We start from the raw sequence: 12,185 nt of genomic DNA, 5'->3' as shown, positions 1-12,185 counted from the left end.
AGCGCACGCAGGATGGCATGCGCGCCATGCAGCACGTTTTATTCCTGCGCGGCGTCGCGCGAGGCGGCAAGCGGCGCATCAGCCAGCAGCGTGTCTTCAAAGAAGCGGCGGCGCGCATCCTTGTCGGGCTTGCTGCCCTGGTTCCACAGCAGCGCCTCGGAGAGCTGGTAGGCGTAGAGCATGAACGCGCGCGTCTTGGCATCCTTGCGCGCAAAGCCGATCGCCTGGAAGTGCTGGATGTAGTAATCGATGCGGTGTTCGTCCACCGCGTCAACGGCTTCCTGTGCCATCGGGTCACGCCGTGCCCAGGCGCGGATGGCGAATTCGATCATCGCTGTACGTCGTGCGCTGCGACCGCGAAACGGCAGTGCTAGCAGGTCACGCACCAGGCCCTGCACGGATGCGTTCTGTCGTTCGAGCTTGGGGCCGATGCGCGTGCGTTCGCTCCAGTCTTGCAGCACTTGGTGGAGCAGATCATCGCGGTTCTTGAAGTGCCAGTAGAAGCTGCCCCGCGTGACGTCCAACTGCTTGGCGAGCACGTCCACGCGCACGGCATCGATGCTCTTGGTGACGAGCAGATCGGTGGCGGCGCGCACCCAGTCGTTGGGCGTGAGCTGCGCGCGCGGCGCAGTGGCGGCGGAGGCATCGGCTTCAGCGGCATCGGCGTCAGCGGATGCGTCGTGTTCGTCGATCAGCGGGGAGGGCTTGGGCATGAAGGCGGATTCTAGCCGCGCTAACACGGCTGTCCAGCGCTTAAAGCAGGCTGACGCCCCCAGGTTTGCGAGGGTTGACACGTCAACAAACGCCTTCCTACCATGCACATACGTTTGTGTATGGAAGGATCGAGCTGCCGTAAGCCTTGGTTTGCGGAGCGGTGTCAACAGACCCCGGCAAGAACCATGCTCGACGATGCCTTCAGCACGGCGTCCACCGATAAGAGATAAGACATCAGGAGACATTTGCATGAAGGCATTCCGACTCGCGCTGTGCGCAGCGGCCACCGTTGGCGCATTGGCTGGCACGGCGCACGCCGAGACCGTCAAGATCGCCTGGATCGATCCGCTCTCGGGCTTGATGGGCGCGCTGGGCCAGAACCAGTTGCGCAGCTGGCAATACGCGGCCGACCTCGCCAACCAGCAGAACTGGAGCGGCAACGGCACCAGGTTTGAAGTCGTCGGCTTTGACAACAAGGTCTCGCCGCAAGAGAGCCTGACGATCCTCAAGCAGATCACCGATCAGGGCATCCGCTACGTCGCCCAGGGCGATGGTTCCAGCGTAGGCATGGCGCTGCAGGACGCCATTGCCAAGTACAACGACCGCAACCCCGGCAAGGAGATCATCTATCTCAACTACGCCGCGGTCGATCCGGACATGACCAACAGCAAGTGCAACTACTGGCACTTCCGCCTGGACGCCAACTCCGATATGAAGATGGAGGCCCTGACCAGCTACCTGGCCAAGGATCAGAACATCAAGAAGGTCTATCTGCTGAACCAGAACTATTCGTTCGGCCACCAGGTGGCGCGTGCCGCCAAGGAGTACTTGAAACGCAAGCGCCCGGATATCCAGATCGTGGGTGAAGACTTGCACCCGCTGGCGCAGGTGAAGGATTTCTCCCCGTATGTGGCGAAGATTCGTGCGTCGGGTGCCGACACGGTCATCACCGGCAACTGGGGGAGCGATCTGGCGCTGCTGATTCGCGCATCAAAGGATGCGGGCCTGACCACCAACTTCTATACGTACTACGCCGGCACCACGGGTGTGCCGACAGCGATGGGCGCATCGGGCGCAGACCGCGTGAAGGTGATCAGCTACTTCGCGCCGAACGACGGCAACCCGAAGACGAGCGCTGTGCTCGACGGCTTCAAGAAGAAGTACAACGACGACTTCTTCAACGCGGATGTCTACACCGGCATTGCCTTCCTGGCGAAGGCCATCAAGACCAGCGGTTCCGCCGAGCCGGCCAAGGTGGCGAAGGTCATGGAAGGCATGACGGTCGACAGCCTGAACGGCCCCGTCGAGATGCGCAAGACCGATCACCAGGCCCAGCAGACGCTGTACGTAACTACCTGGGTCAAGGCCGACGGCAAGAAGATTAAGTACGACCAGGAAAACACCGGCTACGGCTGGCGCACCGACGTCACGCTGGAGCCACACCTGGGCGCACAGCCGACGTCGTGCCAGATGAAGAGGCCGACGTCGTAACTCTGTGATGCAGGTGTCCCTGGCTTAGACCGGGGACACCACGCCTGTGCCCACCAGGTGTCCGCGGGCGTTCTCCAGAAAACGATCCACCGTGGCCTGCACCGATTCCGGCGACCAGCCCGCAATGTGCGGGCTCAGCACGACCTGCTCCAGGTCCAGCAGCCCCGCCGGCGGCTTGGGCTCGCTCTCATACACATCCAGCCCCGCGCCGCCCAGCTTGCCTGCGCGGATGGCCGCCTCCAGCGCTGCCGTATCGACCACGCTGCCGCGCGCGATGTTCACCACGGTGCCGTTCGGGCCCAGCGCTTCCAGAATCGTCTGGTTGACGAGGTGCTTGGTCTGCGCGCCGCCCGGGGTCGCGACGATCAAAAAGTCGGCCCACTCGGCCATGTCCTTGAGCGCATCAAAGTAGCGGTACGACACCCCTTCGCGCGGCCTGCGGTTGTGATAGCCGATTTGCATATCGAAGCCGGCCGCACGGCGCGCGATCTGCATGCCGATGGTGCCCAGCCCAACGATACCTAGGCGCTTGCCGCACACGCCGGGTTGCAGCGGAATGTCGTCGCGCCAGACGCCGTTGCGCGTGGCGCGGTCCAGCTTGGGGATGCCCCGCACCGCAGCCAGCAGCAGGCCGAACGCGTGGTCGGCCACGCAGGCGTCGTTGGTGCCGGCGCCATTGGCGACCACCACACCGCGTGCGCGTGCGGCTTCCACATCGATGTTCTCGTAGCCTGCGCCCAGCGCGCACGCGAGTTCCAACTTGGGCATCGCTGCCATTTCCGCACCGGTGAGGCCCGTCGAGCCATTGGTGAGCACGATGCGGATGTCGGCGCCTTCGCGGGCGATGGCAGCATCGCGTTCCGCGCGGGTGGGAGCGTGGATCACGTGAAAGTGTTCGGCGATCTGCGCCACGTTGTCGGGCGTCATCGCAATGAGGATCAGGAGCGTCGGTTGCATGGTGAGGAGGTGAATGGCGGCCGCGTCTTGTCGTAGGGGGTGCCGCGTACGGCGCCCGGCGATGATAGCGCGCGCTGCGGCATGCCGTTTAGCCTGGGCGTGAAGCCCAGGCCCCGGTGCGGTTACACCGCGTTACCAATGAACGGGTTTGGTTTCACGGGCAATCAAGGCGGCGGCATAGACTTTGCGGCAAGAGGCGCATTGCCGCGGGCGGGATAGACACCGGCCCGGACCAGACGCCTCGTCCACAAGACGGGATTCATCATGCAAGCAATGAACAAGGCAGCACGCGCAGGGCGGTGGGTGGCGGTGGCGACGTTGGCAGCCGCAGCAGCAGGGCTGACGGGCTGTGTGACCGCGCCGTACCCCGGCTATGGCGCGGGCTACGGCGCAGGCTATGCCGCAGGCAGCAGTGCCTACAGCAACAGCTACGGCACCACCACCTACAGCAACGGCTATACCGGCGGGTACGACAGCACCAGCACGTACAGCAATGGCTATAACAACTACGACCAGAACGCGCCGCAGCCTTATCCGCAGCAGCCGTATCCGTCGCAGCAGCCGGCGCCGGTCTATTCGCAACCCAACTATTCGCCGTATCCCTCGGACAATGGCTCTGCCTATCAGGCGCCCGCGGACAACCGCTACGGCGTGGTCGAACGCATCGACGCCGTGCCGGTGCGTGGCCAACCCTCGGGTGTGGGTGCGGTGCTGGGCGGTGTGGTGGGCGGCCTGCTGGGCCATCAGGTGGGCGGCGGACGCGGTAACACCGTGGCAACCATTGGCGGCGCGGTGGCGGGTGCGATGGCTGGCAACGCGGTGGAAGGCAACACCGTGGTCGGTCAGACCTATCAGGTGACGATGCGCCTGAATGACAACTCCCGCGTCACGCTCACGCAGAACAACCCGAACGGCTTGCGCCCGGGTGATCGCGCGCGCATCGAAAACAACATGGCGGTGCCGTACTAACCACATCTGAGCAATACCCCGGCATGGGAGGCCGGCCCGCTTAAGAAATGCGGCAAGCCGGCCGATATACCGGAAGCGATAACCCGCTCCGACTGCCATGCTTAATCGACTCTCTATCCGCTTCCGACTCAATGCCGCGCTGGCGCTGCTGGCGGTGTTGCTGGCCACCATCGGCACCATCGGCGTGGTCGGCATGCGCGCGTCCGACGCGAACATCAAAGACATCTATGGCAATCAGCTGGCCTCGACGTCGCTCGTCGGCAAGGCACAGTTGAATGCCGCCATCGTGCGCACGACACTGGACCGCGCGGTGTTCCACCCCGATGCGGCTGACATCGGCGCCATCATCGACAAGGCCAACGGCTACCGAGCTAAGTCGGAAGACGCTTGGAAGCAATACAAGGCGCTGCCGATGAGCGCGGAAGAATCCCGCTTGGCGGCTGAAGTCGAGGCCAAGCGCGCAGCGCTGTTCCGCGACGGTATCGAGCCGCTGATTGCCGCGCTGCGTGCCCACGATGTTGCGACGGCCGACAAGGTGGTGATGAAGATCATTCCGCCGCAGTTTGTGGCGCTGTCCGCCGCTGTGGAGGCGCTGGACCGCAACCAGGCCGAACAAGCCAAGGCCGCGTATGACGGCGCGGTGGCGCGCACGCAGGCGTTTCTGACGTTGTCCATCGGCGCCATCGTGGTCGGCATTGCGGCAGCGCTCGGCTGTGCGTTCGGGCTGCATCGCGCGATCTCCGTGCCGCTGTCACGCATGCTGGGCCACTTTGGCGAGATCTCGCGCGGCAACCTGACCGAGCACATCACGGTGACCAGCCAGGACGAGATGGGCGCGCTCACGCGTGGCCTCATCGACATGCAGGGCGGCTTGATCCGCACCATTCAAACGATGCGCGGGGGCAGCGAATCCATTGCCACCGCCACCAAGCAGATTGCGGCCGGCAACATGGACCTGTCGCAGCGCACGGAAGAGCAAGCCAGCTCGCTGGAGGAAACCGCTTCCAGCATGGAGGAGCTGACCAGCATCGTGAAGCAGAACGCGGACAACGCACGCCAGGCGAGCCAGCTCGCGGGCAGCGCGTCGGACGTCGCCGTCAAGGGTGGCGAAGTGGTGGGCCGCGTCATCGAAACGATGTCGGGCATCAATGACAGCAGCAAGAAGATCGCCGACATCATTGGCGTGATTGAAGGCATCGCTTTCCAGACCAACATCCTCGCTTTGAATGCTGCGGTGGAAGCCGCACGGGCAGGCGAGCAAGGTCGTGGCTTTGCGGTGGTGGCGGGCGAGGTACGCAGCCTGGCGCAGCGCTCGGCGACGGCGGCCAAGGAGATCAAGGAACTCATCAGCGATTCCGTGGGCCGCGTGGAAAACGGGTCGGCGTTGGTGACGGAGGCTGGCGCGGTGATTGACGAAGTGGTGGTGGCCGTCAAGCGCGTGACTGACATCATGGGCGAGATCTCGGCCGCGTCGGACGAGCAAAGCTCCGGCATCGAACAGGTCAACCAGGCTGTGAACCAGATGGACCAGGTCACACAGCAGAACGCCGCGCTGGTGGAGGAAGCGGCTGCCGCCGCGCAGTCGCTGGAAGAGCAGGCCGGCGTGCTGCGCGCGGCTGTGGCGTCGTTCCGCTTGCCGGATGGGAGCAGCCCGACTGCGTCGGTTGCTGCGCCGAAGGCATCTTCCGTTCCGGCTGCCGCCAAGCCGGTGCCGCGCAAGCCCGTTGTGAAAACCACCACAACGGCACGTGCTGCGCGCAAGTCCGCTGCGGCTCCCGCTCCCACATCCGCTGCGCCTGTCGCGTCTGCGCCAGCTCCGGCACCTGTTCCGGTTGCCGCCGCTCCTGCTGCGTCGAAGCCCGGCAAGCTCGCCCTGGCAACCACCTCCGATGACGCGGACGACTGGGAACAGTTCTGACGCAGATCCAGACGTAACGCAGTTGGTAGCAACGCATGCAAGCCGCGCCTCGTGCGCGGCTTTGTGTTTCAGGGTTGCAACCAAATCGTGCGGTGGGGTTGATCAACATTGCCGCTGCAGTGGATTGGCACGGCGAGGGCAGTGGGCGACCGGCATATGTCCCTCACGGCGTTCGCCGCGTTTCTACGTGCATCTTGCATCGGACATGTGCCGCGTTCCGCGCGGCCTTGCGCGGCAAGGGTTTGTGGATGTAGCGGCTGGAACTGCGCCATCTGCGGGGCAAACCGCCCGCAATGTGCCGTGCTGCGGCCCACGGCACGCTTAACCCGAACACCCTGTGCCCGAGGGCACCCCGCATCCATCATTTGTACGGCGACCCTATCGGCTGCGTGGATGAGTGCCGCGTGCCGACAGCGCGCCTTGCATGCCATGGCGGCAATCACCTTGCCGCTGTGCACCTTGTCTTGCGTTCACCCATGCAACAAAGCCACGCGTTCGACGCGTGCCAACGTGCGTGCGCACAGTGCCGTACCGCACAACGGCGCGCTGCGCGGGCGTTGGTATGGTCCTCGCGTTTCCTCCTCCCGAAGCGGGCAACAGAACGTTGCTCTGGCGACCATCGTTTGCACACGAGGCGCCGGGCATGGATAAAGACCTGGGGGAAACGATGGGCGCCACAGCGCAGAACGAGAGGCATCAGGACGAGCGTGCCTGCCGAGGGCTGCTTGCCAGCACCGGAGAGAGACCATGAGCGATGTGCCATGGGACCTCTATGTGGCGCTGCTCAATACGCTGACGGTGGCGACCACGCTCGTCATCCTCATCAGCACCGCCGACGATTTTTTCCTCGACGCCTTCTACTGGGTGCGCGAGCTGTGGCTCTGGCCGCAGCGCGGCCGCACGCCCGTCACGATTTCCGCGCAGTCCTTGCGCGAGCGCGAAGAGCAGTGGCTCGCCATCATGGTGCCAGCCTGGAAGGAGTACGACGTCATCGCCAAGATGGTGGAAAACACCTTGGCGACGATGGAGTACACGCACTTCATCATCTTTGCCGGCGCCTACCGCAACGATGCCGAGACCACCACCGAGGTGGAGCGCATGGTGCGCCGCTATCCCGGCCGAGTGGTGCGCGCCGCCGTCACGCATGACGGCCCCACCTGCAAGGCCGACTGCCTGAACACGATCATCCAGACCATCGTGCGCTACGAGGCCGGCCACGGCATCCGCTTTGCGGGCGTGATCATGCACGACTGCGAAGACGTGATCCACCCGCTGGAGCTGAAGTACTTCAACTACTTCATCAGCGACCAGGACCTCGTGCAGCTGCCCGTGCTCTCGCTTGAACGCAAGTGGTACGAGTGGGTGGCCGGCACCTACATGGACGACTTTTCCGAGACGCACCAGAAGGACCTCGTGGCCCGTCAGGCGCTGACTGGCACGGTACCTGGGGCCGGCGTAGCGCTGTGCTACAGCCGCCGCGCCATCGAGGCGGTGATGAAGGTGCGTGGCGATTCCCCCTTCAACACCAGCACGCTCACTGAAGACTACGACTTCAGCTTCCGCCTGCGCGAACTGGGCATGCGCGAGGCCTTCGTGCACTTCCCGATCTGCGAGGACGCAGCACCGCCATCGGATGCCGACGACGTGATGCGCACCCATTCCCTGCACCATCGGCGGCCAGGTACGCGCCCGCAACTGCTGGCCACGCGCGAGTACTTTCCCAGCACGTTCCGCACTGCGTATCGGCAGCGCGCGCGCTGGGTGTTGGGTATTGCGTTTCAGGGCTGGCTGCAGATGGGGTGGAAGGGCAACCTCATCACCAAGTACATGTTCTTCCGCGACCGCAAGGGCGTGCTGACGGCGCTGTTCTCCATCCTGGCGTATGTGCTGTCGCTCAACTACCTGCTGGTTGGGGCGCTGCAACTCAAGGGTTGGATCGCGGTGCCCGAAGGCTCGTTGGTGGTGGGGTCTTGGTGGATGCAGGATCTGCTGGCCATCAATGCCACGCTGCTCATCAACCGGCTGGCGCAGCGTGTGTACTTTGTGGGCCGGCTCAATGGCCCGCTGCAGGGTGTGTTGTGCCTGCCCAGGCTGGTGGTGAACAACTTCATCAACTTCTTCTCGGTATGCCGGGCGTGGAAGATCTTCCTGATCTACTGCCTGACCGGCAAACCGATTGCGTGGGACAAGACGCAGCACACCTATCTGTCGAACGATGCGCTCGGCCGCACGCGGTGCAAGCTGGGTGAAACGTTGCTCAAGTGGGAAGTGCTTACGCCAGAGCAGTTGGATGCCGCGTTGGCCATTCAGCAGAAAACCGGGCGTCGCCTCGGCCAGGTGCTGGTGCAGCAGGGGTTGGTCACGCCCGACACCCTGGCTGATGCGTTGGCCGAACAGGCCGACCTGCCACGCGTGAGCTTGACCAACGTGGTGCTGGGCGCGCTGGTGGATTGTCTGCCACGTGACCTGGCCGTGCGGCATCACGTGGTGCCGTTTTCCATTGGTGAAGATGGCTCGCTCAACATTGCGGTGTCGGAGCTGCCCGATGGCGCGGCGCTGGAAGAGCTGGCACACGCGGCGGGCCGCAGGGTGGCGTGCTTCATGGCCTGCGACCACGAAATGCTGGCCGAACTGGCCCACATGGCGGCACCACCGCACCGCCGTCCCACGGTGGTCTTTGGCCCGGCGGCGCAACCCGCCGTGCTGGCGGCCACGTTGTCTACAGAATCCATGACGGGCGCCGGCCCCGATACGTTCCCAGCGCTCTCAGCGCTCCCTGGCACGGCACCCGCACCCGAGGTTTCCACCATCCCCCCGATGTCTGTGCCGCCTGACCCGAAGCCTGGGCCGGAGGCACGCCCCAATCCATCTGTCGCGGGAGGTGTGGCATGAACCCCAAACGAGATCACCGTTCTCCTGTGCGCCGTCTGCATGCACTGCGCTGGCCGATTGCCGTGGCGGTGTGGACGCTGTGTCATGGCGTGTCGCTGGCGGAGCAGGCTGTGCAACCGTTGCAGCCCGATGCGTACTTCCGCGCCGACCGCGCGTATCGCGCCATCGAGGCCAACAAGCTCGACGATGCCGAGGCTGCGACGCGTGCAGCGCTGGCCGTTCAGCCCGATAGCCTGCAACTGAATCTGCTGCTGCTCGATGTGCTCACCCGCAAGGGCCAACTGGATGCCGCGCGCGCGCAAGCCGATGCGTTATTGCGCAAGTACCCCGATGAGCCACGTGTATACGCGCAGCATGGCTTCCTTGCGCAGAAGGCGAACGACCCGGCCGTCGCTGAGCAGGATTTTGCACACGCAGTGCAGGGCACCGACTGGACGCCGCAGGAGCAGCGCAACCTGCACGTGGCGTGGTCGGATAGCGCCTATTCCGCCAAGCATCCGCAGGCCGCGCTGGATGCGCTCAGCGGCCTGCAGGATCAGCCCGACGCCGATGTGCAACTGCGGCTGGCGCAATCCCGCCTGCAGTTGGGGAACCGCACCGGGGCCGCGCAGGCAGCCAAGCTTGCCGCCGAGCACACCAACGACCCCGACCGCCAACGCTACGCGCAAGCGCTGCTTGCCCAGGCCACGGCTGCTCAGGGCGATGCAGCTGCGCCCGACACGCCGAGCGCGGCAGGCCAACGCGCCTTGAACGACGCCTATGCCCATCTGCGTGCGCGAGATGACCGCGCCGCGTTGGCGGCGTTCCAGCGCGGCTTCGCCACCGGCCAGGGCAACTGGAGCCACTACGCCGATGCCGCGTATGCCGCCAAGCGCCTGGGCGACAACCCCACCGCCATCCAGCTGTTCCACGACAGCCTGGACCACGCTGATGCTGATGCCAAAGGCGACAGCGGAGGCAACGGTGATGACCGCCTCCCAGCCGATCGCCGCTTCGGGTATCGCCGCGAGATCGAACAGATGCAGCGCACGTGGGGCATGGTGCTTTCGGGCGCCTATCAGACCTCGGCCTTCGGGTTGCCCAACACCGTCAGCATGGCGCAGGCCGGCGCGGAGGTGTACTGGCAGCCGCCCGGCATTGGCTACCGCGATGGCAGCGTCTTCCAGGTGTTCGCACGCGGTTATGACAGCGTGTACGACCGCAGCGGCACCACGGGCTTGCCCACGGCCCAGGGCTCGGTCGGCGCGCGCTACAAGCCGATCAAGGACCTCAATCTCGTCTTTACCGCCGAGCGCCTGTTCCGCATCGGCCACCTGACCACCAACGACACGCTGCTGCGTATCGGTTTTTCCACCGACCAGGGTATCGATCTGCAGGTGACCAAACCGCGCTGGCAGACCTGGCAGGTGTACGGGGAAGCCGCGTATTTCGTCAACCAGGGCCGCTTGATCATCAGCAGCGAAGCGCGCTATGGGCACACGTGGCGGGTGGAAACCATCAGCGACCACCTGACGGTGTATCCGCACATCGTGCTGGCGGGCGACCACGACAACAAGGCTGACCGCCAGCTCGCGCTGGGCGTCGGCCCCGGCATCAACTTCCGCTACTGGTTTCGCGAATCGCAATACGCAGCACCGGCCAGTTGGCTGGATCTGACCGTGCAATACCGCCTGCCGCTGACCCACGCGGACCGGGCGAAGGGGGTGGTGGCACGCGCCATCCTGTGGTTCTGACGAGCCACACATTCACGTTGACCCCGTCAGAGGTGTCACGAATGAAACGTTTCTGAGCACCGAGGCAAGCGGGTCAAGAACACAGGCGGCAGCGACGCACGGCAGGACGGCGTCGCATCGCCAAGACTGGACAAAGTCGTGCGCATGGCACGGCCTTCGCTCTGGGGTGAAGGCTGCACCAGCGTGGGAAGCGGCGCGCTCGTCGCCGCGCTTTGTTGTGCGTTGAGGCAGATGAACGGGGGGGAAACCATGACAGGAAAAATTTTGACCGTGTTCGGCACACGCCCGGAGGCCATCAAGATGGCGCCGCTGGTGAAGGCATTGCAAGCCGAGGCAGGTTTTGCCTCGGCCGTGTGCGTGAGTGCGCAGCACAGGCAGATGCTCGACCAGGTGCTGGAGCTGTTCGGCATCGTGCCGGACTTTGATCTGAACCTGATGCGGCCTGGGCAGACGCTGTCGGACATCACGTCTAACGTGCTGGGCGGCATCGACGGCGTGCTGGACGCGTATCAGCCCGATGCGGTGCTCGTGCACGGCGATACGACGACCACGCTGGCCGCGAGCTTGGCCGCGTTCTATCGGCGCATTCCGGTCGGGCATGTCGAGGCGGGGTTGCGCACAGGAAACATCTGGTCGCCATGGCCGGAAGAGCTGAACCGGCGCGTAACGGACGCGGTCACCACGTGGCACTTCGCGCCCACGGCGGAATCGCGCCAGAACCTGCTGGACGAGGGCATCGACCCAGGGCAGGTCACGCTCACCGGCAACACCGTCATCGACGCGCTGTTGGCCGTCAAGCACCGGCTGGATGAGGACGCTGCGCTGTCGGCGGAGATTGCGGCGCGCTACCCGTTTCTCGATACGCGCCGGCGGATGATTCTTGTGACGGGCCATCGGCGCGAGAACTTTGGCGAGCCGTTCGAGCGTTTCTGCGTGGCGCTGCGCGTGCTGGCGGCGCGGCATCCGGATGTGCAAATCGTGTATCCGGTGCACCTGAACCCGAACGTGCAGCAGCCGGTCAACGCCATTCTTTCCGGCCATGAAAACGTGCATCTGATCGCGCCGCAGGACTATCTGCCGTTTGTGTACCTGATGGACCGTGCCTACCTGATCGTCACCGATTCCGGTGGCATCCAGGAAGAGGCGCCCGCGCTGGGCAAGCCTGTGTTGGTGACACGTGACACCACCGAACGGCCGGAGGCGGTGGCTTCTGGCACCGCGCGCCTGGTGGGCACGGATACGCAACGCATCGTCGATGAGGCGGAAACGCTGCTGGGCAACGCCGCGGAATACGCGCGCATGGCGCAGGCCCACAACCCGTATGGCGATGGGCAGGCTTGCCGGCGCATTGTCGACGCGCTGAAGGCGGCGTTTTCCACGCAGCCGCAGGTGGCCCGCGGCCCGCAGCTCATTCGCAAGCCGGCCACCGAGGCCGAGATCATCCATCTGGAAGCGGCTCGTGCCATTGCGCAAGGGCCATCGGCGCAACACCGCTCAAGTGGCTAGGAGGT

Annotated in this window: 8 protein-coding genes; 6 read left to right on the top strand and 2 right to left on the bottom strand. The window is 64.8% G+C overall.

All coding sequences use genetic code 11. From position 1 onward, the window contains the following. Positions 1 to 38: 38 nt before the first annotated feature. Positions 39 to 713, bottom strand: a complete 675-nt coding sequence (locus ACN9M1_RS21855; RefSeq protein WP_426398945.1) for a TetR/AcrR family transcriptional regulator — start codon at positions 711 to 713, stop codon at positions 39 to 41. A 250-nt stretch (positions 714 to 963) separates the two neighbouring features. Here ACN9M1_RS21855 and ACN9M1_RS21850 point away from each other — a divergent pair, with 250 nt between their 5' ends. Then, positions 964 to 2,205, top strand: a complete 1,242-nt coding sequence (locus ACN9M1_RS21850) for a branched-chain amino acid ABC transporter substrate-binding protein (RefSeq protein WP_426398944.1) — start codon at positions 964 to 966, stop codon at positions 2,203 to 2,205. A gap of 24 nt (positions 2,206 to 2,229) precedes the next feature. On the opposite strand, the gene ACN9M1_RS21845 is transcribed toward ACN9M1_RS21850, so the two are convergent. Beyond that, on the bottom strand, positions 2,230 to 3,162 hold the full coding sequence (locus ACN9M1_RS21845; RefSeq protein WP_426398943.1) for a 2-hydroxyacid dehydrogenase: 933 nt from the start codon (positions 3,160 to 3,162) through the stop codon (positions 2,230 to 2,232). Between the two features lie 264 nt (positions 3,163 to 3,426). On the opposite strand from ACN9M1_RS21845, the gene ACN9M1_RS21840 reads away from it, so the two are divergent. From ACN9M1_RS21840 to wecB, 5 genes are all read left to right on the top strand, one after another. Next, positions 3,427 to 4,131: a glycine zipper 2TM domain-containing protein gene (locus ACN9M1_RS21840; protein ID WP_426398942.1), complete on the top strand. Its 705-nt coding sequence runs from the start codon at positions 3,427 to 3,429 to the stop codon at positions 4,129 to 4,131. Positions 4,132 to 4,228: 97 nt separating this feature from the next. Continuing rightward, complete coding sequence (locus ACN9M1_RS21835; RefSeq protein WP_426398941.1) at positions 4,229 to 6,049, top strand: methyl-accepting chemotaxis protein; 1,821 nt, start codon at positions 4,229 to 4,231, stop codon at positions 6,047 to 6,049. Between the two features lie 747 nt (positions 6,050 to 6,796). Then, complete coding sequence (locus tag ACN9M1_RS21830) at positions 6,797 to 8,941, top strand: glycosyl transferase family protein (RefSeq protein WP_426398940.1); 2,145 nt, start codon at positions 6,797 to 6,799, stop codon at positions 8,939 to 8,941. After that, complete coding sequence (locus ACN9M1_RS21825; RefSeq protein WP_426398939.1) at positions 8,938 to 10,674, top strand: NfrA family protein; 1,737 nt, start codon at positions 8,938 to 8,940, stop codon at positions 10,672 to 10,674. Before ACN9M1_RS21830 ends, ACN9M1_RS21825 begins: the two co-directional genes overlap by 4 nt. A 249-nt stretch (positions 10,675 to 10,923) precedes the next feature. Continuing rightward, positions 10,924 to 12,180, top strand: a complete 1,257-nt coding sequence (wecB, locus tag ACN9M1_RS21820; RefSeq protein WP_426398938.1) for a non-hydrolyzing UDP-N-acetylglucosamine 2-epimerase — start codon at positions 10,924 to 10,926, stop codon at positions 12,178 to 12,180. Positions 12,181 to 12,185 lie beyond the last annotated feature (5 nt).

Source organism: Ralstonia sp. R-29, assembly GCF_049913345.1.
In the GTDB taxonomy this organism is placed as follows: Bacteria; Pseudomonadota; Gammaproteobacteria; order Burkholderiales; family Burkholderiaceae; genus Ralstonia.
The sequence above is the reverse complement of the archived record's forward strand: the minus strand, read 5'-3'. Positions and strand labels throughout refer to the sequence as shown.